Origin of the sequence: Streptomyces yunnanensis (assembly GCF_029011865.1) — a bacterium.
GTDB lineage: Bacteria > Actinomycetota > Actinomycetes > Streptomycetales > Streptomycetaceae > Streptomyces > Streptomyces yunnanensis.
Map to the genome: position 1 here is coordinate 330745 of NZ_CP095749.1, position 15352 is coordinate 346096.

At 69.3% G+C, this 15352-nt stretch carries 16 protein-coding genes, 1 tRNA gene and 2 pseudogenes; 7 read left to right on the forward strand and 12 right to left on the reverse strand.

Features of this window, described 5'->3' with window-relative positions; all coding sequences use genetic code 11:
• Nucleotides 1–129: 129 nt before the first annotated feature.
• Nucleotides 130–963, reverse strand: a complete 834-nt coding sequence (locus MOV08_RS01460) for an alpha/beta fold hydrolase (RefSeq protein ID WP_275305837.1) — start codon at nucleotides 961–963, stop codon at nucleotides 130–132.
• Between the two features lie 104 nt (nucleotides 964–1067).
• A complete protein-coding gene (locus tag MOV08_RS01465) occupies nucleotides 1068–1421 on the reverse strand; it encodes a hypothetical protein (protein ID WP_275305838.1) in 354 nt (117 codons plus the stop codon).
• 181 nt (nucleotides 1422–1602) lie between these two features.
• Here MOV08_RS01465 and MOV08_RS01470 point away from each other — a divergent pair, with 181 nt between their 5' ends.
• Both MOV08_RS01470 and MOV08_RS01475 read left to right on the forward strand, forming a co-directional pair.
• The gene (locus tag MOV08_RS01470) at nucleotides 1603–1965 is read left to right on the forward strand and encodes an isoprenoid biosynthesis enzyme family protein (RefSeq protein WP_275305839.1); all 363 of its coding nucleotides are present in this window, start codon (nucleotides 1603–1605) and stop codon (nucleotides 1963–1965) included.
• A gap of 45 nt (nucleotides 1966–2010) precedes the next feature.
• Nucleotides 2011–2388, forward strand: a pseudogene (locus MOV08_RS01475) (transposase); the annotation flags it as partial.
• Nucleotides 2389–2652: 264 nt separating this feature from the next.
• On the opposite strand, the gene MOV08_RS01480 reads toward MOV08_RS01475, so the two are convergent.
• Nucleotides 2653–3546 (reverse strand): LLM class flavin-dependent oxidoreductase, encoded by an 894-nt coding sequence (locus MOV08_RS01480; protein WP_275305840.1) that lies wholly within the window; start codon nucleotides 3544–3546, stop codon nucleotides 2653–2655.
• 182 nt (nucleotides 3547–3728) lie between these two features.
• Nucleotides 3729–4670 (reverse strand): alpha/beta hydrolase family protein, encoded by a 942-nt coding sequence (locus MOV08_RS01485; RefSeq protein WP_275305841.1) that lies wholly within the window; start codon nucleotides 4668–4670, stop codon nucleotides 3729–3731.
• A 277-nt stretch (nucleotides 4671–4947) separates the two neighbouring features.
• Here MOV08_RS01485 and MOV08_RS01490 point away from each other — a divergent pair, with 277 nt between their 5' ends.
• The gene (locus MOV08_RS01490) at nucleotides 4948–5538 is read left to right on the forward strand and encodes a TetR/AcrR family transcriptional regulator (protein ID WP_275305842.1); all 591 of its coding nucleotides are present in this window, start codon (nucleotides 4948–4950) and stop codon (nucleotides 5536–5538) included.
• 170 nt (nucleotides 5539–5708) lie between these two features.
• Here MOV08_RS01490 and MOV08_RS01495 read toward each other — a convergent pair whose 3' ends face one another.
• The 3 genes from MOV08_RS01495 to MOV08_RS01505 form a co-directional block, all read right to left on the reverse strand.
• Nucleotides 5709–5927: a hypothetical protein gene (locus tag MOV08_RS01495; protein WP_275305843.1), complete on the reverse strand. Its 219-nt coding sequence runs from the start codon at nucleotides 5925–5927 to the stop codon at nucleotides 5709–5711.
• 233 nt (nucleotides 5928–6160) lie between these two features.
• A complete protein-coding gene (locus tag MOV08_RS01500) occupies nucleotides 6161–7009 on the reverse strand; it encodes an SDR family oxidoreductase (protein WP_275305844.1) in 849 nt (282 codons plus the stop codon).
• 328 nt (nucleotides 7010–7337) lie between these two features.
• Nucleotides 7338–8219: an SDR family oxidoreductase gene (locus MOV08_RS01505; protein ID WP_275305845.1), complete on the reverse strand. Its 882-nt coding sequence runs from the start codon at nucleotides 8217–8219 to the stop codon at nucleotides 7338–7340.
• Between the two features lie 85 nt (nucleotides 8220–8304).
• Between MOV08_RS01505 and MOV08_RS01510 the strand changes: the two genes are divergently transcribed.
• The 3 genes from MOV08_RS01510 (at nucleotide 8305) to MOV08_RS01520 (ending at nucleotide 10538) form a co-directional block, all read left to right on the forward strand.
• Complete coding sequence (locus MOV08_RS01510) at nucleotides 8305–8883, forward strand: TetR/AcrR family transcriptional regulator (RefSeq protein WP_275305846.1); 579 nt, start codon at nucleotides 8305–8307, stop codon at nucleotides 8881–8883.
• A 477-nt stretch (nucleotides 8884–9360) separates the two neighbouring features.
• Nucleotides 9361–9717, forward strand: coding sequence for a hypothetical protein (locus MOV08_RS01515; RefSeq protein WP_275305847.1), 357 nt, complete (start codon nucleotides 9361–9363; stop codon nucleotides 9715–9717).
• Nucleotides 9718–9872: 155 nt separating this feature from the next.
• Nucleotides 9873–10538: a class I SAM-dependent methyltransferase gene (locus MOV08_RS01520; protein ID WP_239009874.1), complete on the forward strand. Its 666-nt coding sequence runs from the start codon at nucleotides 9873–9875 to the stop codon at nucleotides 10536–10538.
• A gap of 42 nt (nucleotides 10539–10580) precedes the next feature.
• Here MOV08_RS01520 and MOV08_RS01525 read toward each other — a convergent pair.
• From MOV08_RS01525 to MOV08_RS01545, 5 genes and pseudogenes are all read right to left on the reverse strand, one after another.
• A pseudogene (locus tag MOV08_RS01525) lies at nucleotides 10581–10853 on the reverse strand (IS5/IS1182 family transposase); the annotation flags it as partial.
• Between the two features lie 42 nt (nucleotides 10854–10895).
• Nucleotides 10896–11759 carry a metal ABC transporter permease gene (locus tag MOV08_RS01530; protein WP_275305848.1) on the reverse strand — a complete coding sequence of 288 codons (864 nt, stop codon included), beginning with the start codon at nucleotides 11757–11759 and terminating at the stop codon, nucleotides 10896–10898.
• The gene (locus MOV08_RS01535; RefSeq protein ID WP_275305849.1) at nucleotides 11756–12664 is read right to left on the reverse strand and encodes a metal ABC transporter permease; all 909 of its coding nucleotides are present in this window, start codon (nucleotides 12662–12664) and stop codon (nucleotides 11756–11758) included. The genes MOV08_RS01530 and MOV08_RS01535 overlap by 4 nt, the downstream gene beginning before the upstream one ends.
• A complete protein-coding gene (locus MOV08_RS01540) occupies nucleotides 12651–13583 on the reverse strand; it encodes a metal ABC transporter ATP-binding protein (protein WP_275305850.1) in 933 nt (310 codons plus the stop codon). Before MOV08_RS01540 ends, MOV08_RS01535 begins: the two co-directional genes overlap by 14 nt.
• Nucleotides 13584–13592: 9 nt before the next feature.
• Complete coding sequence (locus MOV08_RS01545; RefSeq protein ID WP_275305851.1) at nucleotides 13593–14498, reverse strand: metal ABC transporter solute-binding protein, Zn/Mn family; 906 nt, start codon at nucleotides 14496–14498, stop codon at nucleotides 13593–13595.
• A gap of 315 nt (nucleotides 14499–14813) precedes the next feature.
• Between MOV08_RS01545 and MOV08_RS01550 the strand changes: the two genes are divergently transcribed.
• Nucleotides 14814–14924, forward strand: a tRNA-Arg gene (locus MOV08_RS01550).
• The last annotated feature ends 428 nt before the right edge of the window (nucleotides 14925–15352 follow it).

Sequence of the window (15352 nt, forward strand, 5' to 3'; positions counted from 1 at the left end):
CGTGGCAGTTGCCACCACCGTCCGGTCTTGCCTGGCCCCTTCTCTCGGCACTCGCCTCGCCGGACCCCGCGGGGGCGCCATCGAACCCGTCGGCCTGCGGGTGGCAAAGCAGGGGGCCAGAGCAAACGATCAGTCCGCCGTTGCCGTCACCTGCTTCACAAAGGTGTCTGCGACCTGCGCAACCCACTCCGGATTCTCAAGCGGCGGGTAATGCCCGATGTCAGGCACTCTCAGCAACTGCGCGGCCGAGCCCATCTCGGCGACCGTGTCATCGACCAGCTCGTCCTGAACGAAGAAATCGTCGGTGCCCTGCACGAGCAGGACCGGGCACCGCACATCGCCGAGCCGGCCGCGCAGATCGTGGGAAGCCCACGCCTGACCGTCGAACTGACCGGCCTGCTGGGAGGTACTGCGCTGCAGCCACCTCAGCTCGGTTTCCTGCTCGGCTGTCAGCTTCTTGCTCGCCGAGGTCACCGCCGCATACTCAAGGTGATCCGTCCAGCCGGCATCGGGCGCGCTTGTCCGACCTGCCAGCAACGCGGCAGCCTCGGCCGACAGCGGTGTCCACGACGCTGCTTGCATCGCGACGACACCTCGATAGCTCTCTCCGTGGTGAGCGGCGAGATCCAGTGCCGTCAGGCCCCCGACAGAGGCACCGAGCACGAAGGGTGAGATCCCAGGCAGCACCGTGCGCACGAACGCGTGCACGAACTCGGCGTGGTCGTGAATGGAAGTCCCCGGCTGCCACCGTGCCGGGTAGGAACGGCAGTGCCCGGGAAGATCGGGCGCGATCGCGCGATATCCGCGTTCAGCGAGCAGCGGCAGAAGGTGCCGGTAGATCCGAGAGTCCGTGGCCCCCGGATGAATGCACACGATCGGGACGCCTTCACCGGCCTCGTCGAAGTAGGTGCGCGCACCGTTGACCGCGACATAGCGGCCCGTGATCGGTTCGAAGATCGTCATCACTCAACTCCTCGATGGTCACATATGGCGAATTTTCGGCTGCACGGCAGCGGCCCACTGTCAGCATTAAGACATCCGAGATCTCAATAAAGCAAACTGAGATCTCACACTCCCGCCCGACAGCAGGGCAGCGTCCGCCCGGGGCAGGGCCCGCACGTCGACGGTCTCGGCCGACCACGTCCGAGTAGCCGGGGGTCCGTGCGGGTGGCACCAACGATCACCAACGGCAGCTCGGCACAGCGCCGTTGGAGGAAGGTGAAGACGGCCGGGCTCGACGAATCGATCCAGTGCGGGTCGTCCAGGAGGAGCAGCACGAGGGCGGTGCGCACCGCCTCGTCCAGCAGTACCAGGGCAGCGGCGCCGACGGCGAACCCGCTCGGGGTGCCGGACCGGACACCGAGCGCGCTCTCCAGGGCGTCCCGCTGGTGGGCGGACAGGGCGATGGACCGGTGGAGCAACGACCAGAATGCATGCCCCGGAGGTGGCGGTGCGCCACGAGTCAACCGTGCATGCGCGCAGAGTCCACTGCGCCGTCCTGGGCTGATTTACCTCGTCAGCTCGTACAAGCAGGCCCGTCCCGCGCGGTCGTCGCATGGGACGGAACCCGGCTTCACCCACCCAGGCGAGGCTGGCAGACCAGTGGGCAATCTTCCCGACGGGCAACCGGGCAGAGCAGCCACCGACGATTTGTGGTGTCCCTTCCCTTCCCTGATAAACCAACACTTCGAGCAGGTCGACCAGCAGAGCCTGGCCTGGCTGGCACGACACCGGCTGCCGGAAAGGCAACCGCACCAGGCCGAGTGGATTCGGCGTCAACGCAGCGGCTACCTGGCCGCACGGACCAATCCCGAAGTAGCCGCCGACATGCTGCGGTTACTGTCAGACTGGTACGTCTGGCTCTTCGCGTTCGACGACGGGGCCTGCGAGTTCTTCCACCGCACCTCTGTGACCAGTGCTTATGGGAGTCGAAGTGCCTGTGACCTGCCAGCGGCGGTTTGTTGACGGCGGAATGTAATTGCGCTACTACCCCCGTAAGGGGTGTGGCGTATGACCGCTCGTCTGCCGCGTCCACCAGCGCCGGGTGTGTAGGAAGCGCATGCCGCGCGTTGGGACGACCTACTCGGCACGTTGGCTCAACGTAGAGGTTTCCGTGAGTACTTGACAGGGTTGCTCGCGCCGAGGGATCGGAACAAGACACTGAGTTGTCTGGCCGGTGTTGAGCCGGTGGCCGGGGCTCAGCACCGAGCAGTGCAACGACTGCATTCCTTCCTCTCCGAGCCGCGCTGGGACTACGAGCGCATCAATGCTCGACGTCTGAAGTTGCTGATTGCCGACCGGGTGACCGCTCCGCACGAGGACGGTGTACTGGTCATGGATGACTCCGGCGACCGTAAGGACGTCCAGTCGACAGCGCATGTGGGTCGCCTCGATGGGCCGTCGGGGACGGGGGCCAGGGGTAGGAGCCGGCAAGGTGCGCGATGCCGGTGATGTCCGTCTGCCCTACCGCCGCCCGCGCTTCCGGCCAGTACGGCCGGGAGTTCGCGGGCGGTGCGCTGGACCACGGCGCGGTCTTCGCCTTGGTCGAGCAGGGCTCGTATGGTCCGCGGTCCGGTGAAACCGAAGCCTCCGGTAACGGTGACGGTGACGAGGATCGTTGCCTGTCCGTGGTGGGTCGTGGCGTTTTCGCGTTCATGCCGAGCGGTGTTCCTGGGTTGAGCCGGTGATGAGTTCGTCGGCGACCCATCGTGCGACGCCTGCGGGGTAGGGCGCCGGCAGGCCGAGGATGATGTGGTGGAACCCGGCGCCGACGGCCTCGCCGATCGCGTTCCGGGTCGTGTCGGGGTGGTCATAGGAGACCGGCAGCACGGTCGAGCGGGTGATGGCGGCGGGGTCGCGGCCGATCTCGGCGCAGTAGCGGTCCAGCAGTGCGCTGCGCCGTACCGCGTCGTCGATGTCGCCGCCGGGGATGTTCCACACGTCGGCGTGCTGGGCCACGACCCGCAGCGTCGAGGCGGCGCGTCCGCCGATGAGGAGGGGCGGGTGAGGGCGTTGAACGGGCTTGGGGTTGCCGAAGGCGCCGGTCAGTTGGATGTGGGTGCCGCGGAAGTCGAACGGTTCGGCCTCGGTCCACAGGCGCCGGATCACGGTGCAGGCTTCGGCGAGGTGCGCCACGGCGCGGTCTGTGTCGTGGAAGGGAAGGCCGTGGGCTTCGTACTCGCGCCGGGCGCCGGGGTGGCTGGGGCGCGATCCGACGCCGATGCCGAAGTCGAGGCGTCCGCCGGAGATGACGTCGACGGTCGCGGCGATCTTGGCCAGCAGTGCGGGCGGGCGGAAGCGGTTGCTCGTCACAAGCACGCCCAGGCGCAGTCGCCGGGTGTGGGCCGCGAGGGCGGAGAGGAGTGTCCAGCCTTCGTAGGTCACCCCGTTGGGGTCGCCGCCGATCGGCATGAGGTGATCGAACAGCCAGGCGTGCTCGATCTCCGGGACGGTGTCGGCCTCGTGCCAGACCCGCAGGATGTCGTGGTATTCGACCTGCGAGGGAGCCGTCATGATCCCGAAGCGGGGAGGGACGGATTGCGTCATGGGCGTTGGGTCCTTGTTCGTTCGGATGACGTGCGGTGTGGACTGCTTGGTGGTGTCGGCAGTCCCTGCCGGGTGTCTGTCGGGCGGGGTGGGCAGCACCTCGCGGCACGGGGAAGGGCCGCCCGGGGGTCCACTCCCCCTGCCGCGAGGCAGCACCGCACAGTGGGTCCCGGTGCGTTCGTCTACTTGCTCTGCAGCTTGCCCAGCGCGTTGGGGTCGCCTTCCAGCGCGGTGGCCGCCGCCTTCCAGCCGGCGCCCTCGCCGTGCAGGGCGCTGCGGAGGAAGGCCGTGGTGAGGTGCTGGATCAGGGCGACGCGTTCGGGGCTCTCGTCCGTCGTCTCGGCGACCTGGTGGCCGGGGATGCCGCCGAGCGAGTGCTCCGCTCCGAACAGGGTGAGCAGGCTCTTGTTCACCGGGCTGTGGGTGTAGGGGTCGGTGAACCAGTCCGGTCCGCGGGTGGACAGGTGGGACTGGTCGTGGTCGCCGGCGACGATGAGGGCCGGTGCGGTCATGGTGGTGAAGGACGGCTTCATGAAGGGGAAGTGCTCGGCGGCGAACGGGGTCAGGTCGTCGCCGAGGCCGGTCAGGGCGAGCAGCACACCGGCCTTGACGCGGGGGTCGGACATGTCCTCACCGGGCACACCGTCGGAGTCGAGGACGCGGGCGCCCAGCAGCGTGCTGGCCGTCTGGGCTCCCCAGGAGTGGCCTGCCACGGCGATGCGGTCGCGATCGAGTCGCCCGGCGAGGCCGGGCACGGAGGCTTCCAGGACGTCGAGTCCGTCGAGCGCGCGGGTGAGGTCTTCGATGCGGAAGCGCCAGATCCGCGGCGTGCGGGGGTCCTCGGCGGGGATGCCGAGCGTACGGGAGTCGAGGTGGGTGGGCTGGATGACAACGAAGCCGTGTGCGGCCCAGTGGTCCGCCAGCGGGGCGTAGCCGTCCATCGACCAGCCGAAGCCGTGGGAGAAGAGGATGACGGGCAGGTTGCGGCCGGTCGCGGGGGCGGACACGCGGACCTGGAGGTCCTCGCCGCGCCCCGGGGCGGACAGGACGACCGGCCTCGCAGAGACCACCGTGGTGGGAGCGTCCGCGGCCTGCTGAGCGTTCGCGGTTTTCGAGTCGGACATGGAGGTGCCTTCCGTTCGGTGTCTTCGCGCTGTGTGGTTCCTCGGCGGGGGCGCAGGGCCGGCTCGGGTGGAGAGCGAGGAGTGCTTCTCGGGTGACGCAGCATCGGCGTCGGCTACCGGCGGGCCGTGCTCTTCCGTCCGGGTGGAGCGTGATGGTGTCAGCAGCGGCTCCGGTAGATCGCTCGCCGCTACCATCGAATGGAAACGGAACGTTGCTCCGCTAACGATACGGAACGCTGTTCCGGTTTGCAATGCACCTCACGAAAGGAGTGCCACGGTGAACGACAGCGGCCAGGGCCCGGGCAGCTCGGCCCGGTCCAAGCGCAAGGACGCCCGGCGCAACCAGCAGACCCTGCTGGACGCTGCCGCCGCGGTCTTCGTCGCCTCGGGAGTGGAAGCGCCGGTCCGCGACATCGCGGCCAAGGCCGGCGTCGGCCTGGGCACGATCTACCGGCACTTCCCGACCCGGGCGGACCTCGTCATCGCCGTCTACCGACACCAGGTCGACGCCTGCGCCGAGGCCGGCCCGGCGCTGCTGGCGGCCGGCCCGACACCTCATGCCGCCCTGGGGCGGTGGGTCGACCTCTTCGTCGACTTCCTGGTCACCAAACACGGCCTGGCCGCCGCAATGCAGGGGGACGGCGCCGGCTTCGAGACGCTGCACGCCTACTTCCTCGAACGTCTGCTGCCGGTGTGCACCCAGCTCCTCGACGCTGCCGCCGCCTCCGGTGAGATCCACTCCGGGATCGATGCCTACCAGCTCATGCGCGGCATCGGAAACCTCTGCATCGGCGCCGAGAGCGATCCCCGGTACGACGCACGCCGACTCGCCTCACTCCTCGTCGCGGGGCTGAGTCAAACGCGATGACAGCGTTGGTCGGCACCCGCCCTCGACGGCTGTAGACCACGGGGCCGCGGCACACCCGCCGAACGCGCGGCCGACGCTTGCCAGGGGGACGACTTCTGGAGCGTGTCAGTGCTGAAGAACTTTCCTTTGTCGCTGTGCTGGTGGGCGCTGCACTGGCGGTCGGGGCCGCGTCAGCGCAGCGGCGAGGCAGGGGTGGGGACCACTCCGGTGACGACGGTCTTCTGGGGAATCAGCAGATCGAGGACGACCGGTCCGATCTCGTTTTTCCCACGGTCGTGCTCGTAGACCGCCGCGTACAGGGCCTCGCTCTGGGCCTCGTCCTCGAAGCGGCGGATCCAGATGTAGCCGTCCTCGTCCTGGTCGTCGACGAAGGAAGCGGTCACGTTCATGCCCAGGGTCCGTACGGTCCCTGGAGCGACACGTCCGTCCCGGCGTCGACGGGGTCGCCCAGCACGTCGCCGAGCACGACCCCGCCGTTCGGTGGAACCGCCGACGGGCTCCAGGGTCATTCCGCGGCGGGCTTCACAGCCACTTTGGTTGGACCCCAAGGAGAATGATCAACTCAAGGCTGTTCCTCACGACCGGCCGGGGTCGCCACCGACATCACAGGTCAACGACAAGCTCAGCGGAAGTCGTCGGAGTGGTCGACGGCCCACTGGGCGTAGGTGTGTGCCGGCGTGCCGGTGATCTTTTCGGCGATGGCGGAAGTCAGGACCGGGACGCCGTTGGCGGCGGCCCACTGACTCACGATTGCCTCGGCCACGACCGGATGCATTGTTCTGCCCACTTCCGCGCGAGCCTGCTCGTCGGAGACGTGTTCGATCCGGATGTGGCGGCCGAGAGCCTCGCCGATGTGCTCGACCTGTCGTTGCAGGGTCAGGGACTCGGCTCCGTAGATGGTGTATGCCTGGTGCGAGTGGCCCGGTTCGGTCAGGGCGGTCACCGCAAGCGCCGCGATGTCCTTCTCGTGCACCGGTGCCGACTGTGCGAGCGGATAGGGAAGGCGGACGACGTTCTCGGTGCGGATCGATTCGGCCCACCAGGTGCGGGTGTTGGTCGCGAATGTCCCCGGCCTGAGGAACGTCCAGTCCATGCCGGACCGTTGGACGGCCTGCTCGATCGTGCGGTTCAGGCGGGGGACCGGGTGGTCGGCGTCGGGGTTCAGGACCGCCACCGACGAGAGCAGAACCACCTGCCGGATCCCCGCGGCTGTGGCCGCCGCAGCGACCTTCTCGATGTCGTAGGGCTTGTGGGGGTCGAGCATTCCGTAGAGGAACACCTTGTCGGCACCGTCGAGCGCTGCGGGCAGCGTTTCGGGGCGATCCAGGTCGGCGGCGACTGCTTCCCACCCGGGCGTCGAGCCCGCGGCGGGGGTTCTGCTGACTGCTCTGACCTGCTCGCCGGCGGCCAGCAGGCCATCGGCCACGTGACGACCGACATTACCGCGAGCGCCGAAGACAACTGCCACCATGGCGGGACCTCCTGTTGGTTGTGGAAGTGAATGAGTGAATGGCTGCACTGCCGGCTACGCCACGGAGACCCACGTTCGCCACGGACATGTCGACAGTGCGGGACGTGTTGCCGCCACGCGGGTGGCGGTCCGGTGTCAGCGGGCTTGGCCGTCGGCGAAGAGGTGGGGATCAAGACGAGAGCCGGAGCCGCGTTGACCGCACGTGGGCGGGCGGGGACGGGCGGGGGATATTGCTGCGCCGAGACGGTCGACCGCGAGTGACGTAGGTGAGGGGTGAGGGTCTGCCGTTGTCGGCGCGAGCGTCGTCAGCGGGCCTCCCGGTCGCCGGTCAGGGCTGGATGTTCTCCAGGTCCTCCAGGAGGCTGGGGTGCTTCGGCTCCCAGCCGAGGGTCTGCCGGGTATGGGCGCTGGACGAGGGCTGGTCGGTCGCGAAGATCGGGCCGAGAGGGCCGTACGTCTGCGGCGGCACCGACTCGACCGGCAGGCCCAGCCGTCGGCCGATGACCGCGGCGATGTCCTGCACCCGGTCCCCCTCGTCGGCCACGGCGTGCCAGACGCTGCCGGCTTCCGCCCGTTCCAGGGCGAGCCGGAGGAGGACCGCCGCGTCGAGCGCGTGGACGGCCGGCCAGCGCTGTGTGCCGTCGCCCGGGTAGCCGGACACCCCGGTCCGGCGTGCGATGCCGGTCAGCAGGCCGGCGAACCCGCCCGTGCCCTGGTTGTGGACCGTGCGCGGCAGGCGTACGGCCGCACTCCGGACCCCGCGCGCGGCAAGGCCCAGGACCGCCGTGACCGCGCGGCCGCGACCGCCGACCGGTCCGTCGGTCGGCACCGGGTCGGCCTCGGTGGAGACCCGGCCCGGGGCCTGGGGCGTACCCGAGACGGTCACGAAGGGGCGGTCGCTGCCGACGAGTTCCTCGCCGAGGGCCGCGAGGGCGGCGCTCTCCTCAGTGACGTTCTTCGCGAGAGCCTCGGGGCTGCTGAAGTCATTGCCGAACGCCAGGTGGACGACCCCGTCGGCCTGAGTGACGCCGGCCCGGAGGACGTCCAGATCGGCGAGGGCTCCCCGGAGCGGCTCGGCGCCGGCCGCCTCGGCGGCGAGCGCGGACGCGTCGGAACGGGCGAGCGCGAGGACGGTGTGGCCGTTGCCGAGCAGTTCGGCGACGACGGCGGACCCGATCAGACCGGTGGCACCGGTGACGAAGACACGCATGGAAATCCCTCCAAGTGATGGGACTCTTGTCCCGTCACACGCTACCAGGTGACGGGACAAGAGTCCCATCGCATATGCTGGCCCCATGGGTAGGTGGGAACCAGGCGCACGCGAACGCCTCGTCGTGGCCGCATGCGACCTGTTCACTGAGCAGGGGTACGACGCCACGACGGTCGCGCAGATCGCCGAGCGTGCCGGAGTCACCAAGAGCACCTTCTTCCGACACTTCCCCGACAAGCGCGAGCTGTTGGTGGCCGGACAGGAGACGCTGAGCCGACTGCTGAGCGAGGGGATCGCCGAGGCCCCCGGCCACGCCACCCCGCTGGAGGCGGTCGCCGCCGGTCTTGAGCGCGCGTCGAGCGCGATGGGCCCCGTGAACCGCGAGCTCGCCCCGCGCCTGAAGGCCGCCGTCGCCGCCAGCGCCGAGCTGCAAGAGCGTGACGCCCTCAAGACCGTCAGCCTCGCCGCCGCGATGACGGCCGCCCTGGTCGCCCGCGGCCTGTCCGACCCCACCGCGGCCCTCGCGAGCGAGCTGGGCGTCCTCGCCTTCAAGCGCGGGTTCGCCGAGTGGTCCGAAGGCGACCGTGACGGCAAAGACGAACTCGCCGGGTACGTCCTGGCGGCCCTGGACGAGCTGCGCGCAGTGAGCGCATCGCTGGGCTGATCGGACAGATCCACCCGCTCACCAGCTGGTTGCGTATCGACCCGTCGCTCGTCAGGCTCGCCGACGGACGCGGCTCCGCCACAACGTGCTCACGTACGGCTTCGGCACTGGTGGGCTCACGTGCAGCGGCACTGGTGGGCTCACGTATCGACCGCCAAGCCTCGGGGCGTTCCCGCCCGGGGACGCACCGCCGCCGACCGGACCGATGTGCACACCCGGCGCGCCGGGCGGGTAGCGCCATGGCCATCCACCCCACCTGCGTCGTCGGCAACAGGAGCCGGTTCGCCAGGGCGGCTATGGAGACGCGGGTTGCCGGGCCCGGAGGTCGCGAACCTCTTGCGGGACCGCGAGGAACGCGACGGGGCGACCACCTTTCTACAGCATGTAGTAGCTTGATGGCGTGGTCTCGCCTGCCGATGACGTGCCGGGCGGTTGCCGCCTCACGCCCAGGCCGCGTCTCACGTAAGGACGTCCCTCATGCCCCAGGTGCGCCAGCTGCGCAACTCTGTACTGGCTTTCGCAGTGGCGATCGCCCTCGGGCTGATCGCGGCGCACACCTCCCTGGTCCAGCCCCATGGCCTACAGCTGGATCGGTCGATCCAGATCGACCTGCGCACCGGATGGCTCAACACGCTTATGTTGGGCGTCAGTTACGTGGCCTCGCCGGATGGCGGACTGCTCATTCTGGGCCTCTGGACGCTCTGGTTACTGGTGATCCGCCACCGGCCCTACGACGCGGCATCCACGTTCCTGTTGGTGGCGGTCGGCTGGAACGCCGTCCAGGTCGCCTGCTCGGCATCCGGGCGATCGTCTTCGCCCAATCCGGTCTGTTGACCGGCTTCTTCCTGCCCGGTACCTCCCCGGTCGTTCAGTGGTTGTGTCCCCAGGTCAGGGCACGCTCATCGGTGATTTATCACCGAGCCGGCCACCTCGGCAGCGATGACTTGCGCCACCGATAATTCCGCTATCACCAGAGAGCGAGTCGCCCTATGGCTGAACTGACCCTGTTCCTCCGGGAGTACGCCCGGACCCGCCAGGACGTCGGGGCGATCGCTCCGAGCAGCCCCAGGCTCGGCAGGGCCCTCACCCGGTATGTGATCCCCAGCCCCGGCCACTCCCGCGCGGTGCTGGAGGTGGGATCCGGCACCGGAGCGGTGACCCGCCACATCGCCGACTCACTCGGCCAGTCGGACACCCTGGACCTGGTCGAGGCCAACCCGCGCTTCGCCACCCTGCTGCGCGGGACGTACGGCCGCGATCCGCGACTGCGGGTCCTCACCGGTCTGGTCCAGGAACACGAACTGGGCCTGTACGACACGATCGTGTGCGGTCTGCCGTTCGCCAACTTCGACGCCCGGACCACGGCGGAGATATTCGACCGGCTGCTCGGATCACTGCGCCCCGGCGGCACCCTGTCCTTCTTTGGATACGTGGGCGGCGCGACCGTGCGCCGGACGCTCGCCAGCGGACCGGACCGCGAGCACACGCTCGCCGGACAAGCGGTGATGCGCAACATCCTGCGCCGACACACGTTCCGTACCGAAGTGGTGCTGGGGAACCTGCCACCGGCCAGGGTCCATCATCTGGCGCCGGTCGGCACACCCGCTCACGCCGAGGCGGGAGGCCCCTGCGCCTGCCGCGACGCGTCCTCCTGAGCGATCCGCCGCAGCCCCCCTCGCGGCATCCGCCCCGACCAGCCGGTCGCAGGCGACCAGCCTGCCGTCCAGCGCCACGTGTGTCATCCCCTCGGCGCGACAGAGGTCCAACACCTCGTGCAGCTCAGGAGTTTGGGCGGCCGGCACGCCGATGTCCTCATGGAGGTAGCGGTAGCCGGTAGCCTGCGAGATCCCGGCGTCCCGGGCCAGGCAGTGTACGCAGCCGTGTTCTCGGAACCGCCGCGGCACCAGTACCGCCTGGCGGAACGGGTCCCAGGCGCGAGAGCCCGTCGGCATGCCGATCCCGCGCCGGCGCGGCGGTGTGCGGTCGGTTGCTTGCCATCACCGTGCTTTCGTTCAGGCCCCCGCGGGGGCTGGGGTGGGGGTGCGGGTGGCGGGACGGCGTATCAGGAAGGTGGCGGCGTAGACGGCGGTGGCGGCGGCCATGATGGCGAAGCTCGGTGGCATCGTGGGGGCCGCGTAGGAGGCGAAGAGCCCCGCCCACATCTCCAGAACCGCCAGTGCGGCGGAGAGGGCAATGGCCCGGTAGGGGCGGTCGGTGAGCCGGATCGCGGCGCCGGCGGGGGCGGCCAGCAGGCCGAGCAGCAGCAGGGAGCCGACCGCTTGGGTGGCCTCGGCGGCGCTGATGCCGGCCAGGGCGAGGAAGCCGTATCCGAGCAGGTGGACCGGCACGCCGCGGGCGGCGGCCACGGCTTCGTCGAGGGTGGCGAACAGCAGCGGGCGGGCGATGAGCAGTACCAGCAGGCAGACTCCGACGGCTACCAGCGCCGCCGTGGTCGCCCGCCCGGCTGAGATGCCGAAGATCGAGCCGAACAGCACGCTGACCCCGGCGGTGCCGTTGGCGGTGCTACGGGAGGTGGTGTAGAGGGTGACGAAGAAGGCCCCCAGGCCCAGGATCCAGGAGAAGACGCTTCCTATGACGACGTCGTCGGGCCGTGCTTTGCGGCCGAGGGTGCCGAAGAGCAGCGCCATGGCGACGGTGGCGGCGAACAGCCCAAGGCGCAGGTCGTAGCCGAAGGCGAGGGCGGCCATGGCGCCGGTGAAGGCGACGTGGCTGAGGGCGTCGCCGGTGAAGACCTGGGCGCGCAGGACGAGGAAGCAGCCGACGAGCCCGCAGGCCGCGGCGATGGCGGTCCCCGCGAGCACGGCGTGCTGGAAGAAGGGCTGGGCGAGCGGCGATGCGGCCAGCAGACCAGTCATGCAGCAACCTCCTTGGCCGGCAGGGGCGTTGCGGTCCGGCCGCGGAGCGTGTGCAGCGCGTGCACGCCCCGAGCGATGACATACCCGGCGAAGGCGAACGACGTCACGAAGAAGCCCAGCGGGTACGGCGAGTAGTAGGCGGCGGTCAGTCCGAGCCAGGTGGCCGCGAACGCCAGGAGCACGGCGAGCGCAAGACTCAGGCCCGGACGGGCCGTGATCGTCTGGGCGGTGGCGGCGGGGATCACCATCAGGGCGAAGACGAGCAGGGTCCCCGTGATCTGGCTGGCCTCGGCGGTCGCCGCGCCGAGCAGAACGAGAAAGAGCACGGAAAGAACGCGGACCGGGACTCCCCGTCCGGCGGCGACCTGGGGGTCGATGGACGCGAAGAGCAACGGGCGCCCGATGAGCGCCAGCACGGCGAGCACCCCGATGCCCACACCCGCCAACACGGTCACCTGCGTCGAGGTGATGCCGAGGAACGTACCGAACAGGATGGTCTGCGGCCCCTCCAACAGCCCCTTGTACAGGGCGACGAAGAGGAAGCCGAAGGCGAGGAGAAAGGCTTGGACGGTTCCGGTGAGCGCGGATTCCTCGTGGTCTCCGCTGCCTCGGAGGGCAGCGATGACCAGGGCGGCGGCCACGCACAGTGCGAAGTACCCGTAGACCGCGCTGACCCCCAGCAGGACCGACCCGGCCGCGCCGGGGAAGGCAACCGTGGAGACGGTGTGCGCGGCGAACGTCTGCCGCCGTAGCACCACGAACCACCCCACGAGCGCGGAGACCAGGGCCACGACCGCGCCCGCCCGGAACGCGTTGACCATGAACGGGTACGACCACATCGCCTGGAAGTCGGCGAGGAGATCCCATGACCAGACGGGCGCGGTCCCCGCGTCAGCCAGCACCATGACCGCTCCCCGGGGTGTCGTGCCGGTCGGCGTGCACCGCGGGCGCCTCCGGCTGGCCCACCACGACCAGTCGGCCGTCCGAGGCCCGCAGTACCTCGACCGGCGTGCCGTACAGCCGGGTCAGCGTCGCGGAGGTGATGACCTCCTGCGGGGTGCCGGTGGCCGCGCCGCCCTCGGCCAGGTACACCACCCGGTCCAGGTGGTGGAGTATCGGGTTCACATCGTGGGCGACCATCACCACCGCCACCCCCTCCTGATGACAGATCCGGCCGATCAGCGCGGCCACCGCACTCTGGTTGGGCAGATCCAGACTGTCCAACGGCTCGTCCAGCAACAGCAGTTCGGGGCGGCGGACCAGCGCCTGTGCGATCAGCAGCCGCTGCTGCTCACCACCGGAACACTGCCCGATCGGCCGGTGCGCATACCCCGACGCCCCGACCAACTCGACGACCTTGGCGACGCGTGCACGCTCAACCCGGCGGCGAGCCGTCGGGAACGGCAGGGGCACGCCCCAGCGGTCACCGTCCAGGCCCATGCGGACGACGTCGATGCCGCGAATGCGCATCGAGGTGTCGAAGCTGCGGCGTTGCGGCAGGTAGCCGATACGGTGGTTGGTCCGCCCCGGACGAGTGCCGAGCACCCGGACCTCGCCACCTGCGGCGGGCAGCGCACCGAGCAGGACCTTGATCATGGTGGACTTGCCGACCCCGTTGGGGCCGAGGACGGCGGTGAACTCGCCGGGCTCGATACGAAGGTCCACGCCCGCCCACAGGGTGCGGCCTCCGACGCGCACGGCGGCGTCACGCAGGACGGCCACCGGACCGCTTCCCACTTCTGCGGGCGTGTCGTGGGCTCGGGGTGCGGGGACGGAGTGCGCCCCGTGGGCCACGGCTTCACGGACCTTCGCTGTCGGCTTCATGGCGTCACCTCACTTCCCGGTCGCCTTGGCCAGAGCCTGCTCGACGCCCTGGAGTTGACTCGTCTGCCACTGCTGGAAGGTCGCCCCGGCAGGGGTGAGGGTCTCGGTGACGGTGGCGACCGGGATGCCCTGCGCCTTGGCCTCCTTGACCTGCGCCTGCACGTCCGGCGTGGAGTTCTGGGAGTTGTAGACGTAGACCTTGATCTGCTTGTTCTTGATCTGGTCGTCGATAGCGGCCTTGTCCTTGGCCGTGGGGTCGGAGCCCTCGCTCATCGCGTCCAGGAACGTCTCAGGGGTGAGCATCTTCAGCCCCAGGCCCTCCGAGAGGGGCGTGACGATCGACTCGGAAGCGCCGATCGGGGTGCCCGCGTACTTCGCCTTGATGTCGGCTATGAGCTTGTTGTAGCCGGCGAGCGTCTTGGTCTCGAAGGTCGCCTTCTGCTGGTCGAAGTAGGCGGCGTCGGCCGGGTCGATCTTCTTGTAGTCCGCGGTGATCTTCCCGATCACCTTGTGGACGTCGGCCGGGGAGTACCAGCGGTGCGGGTTGCCTCCTGGCTTGATCCCGACCAGGTCGCCCACCTTCAGCTCGATACGGCCGCTTCCGGGATTGGAAGCGAGCAGCTTGTCGACCCAGGCGTCGTAGCCGATGCCATTGACGATCGCGTACTGGGCTCCGGCCACGGTGCGGGCGTCGGCGGCCGTCGGCTCGTAGTCGTGCGGGTCGGTGGCGGGGTTGGTGATGATGCTGGTCACCTTCACATGGCTGCCACCGAGCTGGGTGGCGATGCTGCCCCAGAAGTTCTCCCCCGCCACTACCTGGATCGTCTTGCCCGAGCCGCCACCGGCGGCGGCATTGCCGGTGTTGGCGGGCTTCGGCGACGAGGTCGAGCAGGCTGTTGCCGTCGCGGCGGTCACGACCGCCACCGTGGCACCGAGCGCGATGCGTACGGCTCGCCGGACGGAACGTGGGGCGGGAACAGGGCGGGGGGACATACGGAACTCCTTCGGGCGATGCCGGACGCGGAGCGGTGCGATCCAGCCACATGACGACACCCCACACGTTAGATGGAAATGATTTTCACATCAATCAAAAATGAAACCCGTTGCCATCTTTTGACCTGGCGCGTGATCGCCCAGGCGCCGCCACTACCAGCCGCGGATCAGCATTGAGGGCTCATGCTCCCGATGCCGGGCGCCGACACTTCCCCAAAGCACAGAAAATACCGCCGCCAGCTCCACAGGTCAGCGCATCCACGCAGGTCAGAAGCCCTCCTGATGGATCACGGCCAGGTGCCTTCTAAGCGCTTGGCCGCAGGTTCGAGTCCTGCCAGGGGCTGGCCAGCGAAAAGGAAACGCCGGACCTTCCCCCGACGTTCGAGGGAAGGTCCGGCACTGTCCGGCTGTCACCGGTTCGACGGGTGGCTGTGTCTCATACGTGTCGAAGACGTCCGGCACCCTCAGTCGATCTCGGACGCCTCTGGGAGGTCTCCCTGAGCCTCCGTCCGCCTCTTGAGGTCGGGCAACTGCCCCTCGATGCAGCCTCCTTCGAACTGCCCATCACGGCCGGACTCGACGCTCTGACCGCCCCTCAGCGCGCTCGCGCCGACTTCCTGCGCGTCGATACCGACCTGCTCGCGGTCGCAGCCCAGGTCAGCCCCGCCGCCCCCAAGGAACCGGCCGGGCCGACGAACAAGGACCTCACCCGACTGATCGCCGACCCCGTATCTGACGGCAGATCGAGGCGCAGACCACCACCAAGAAGACCAGCA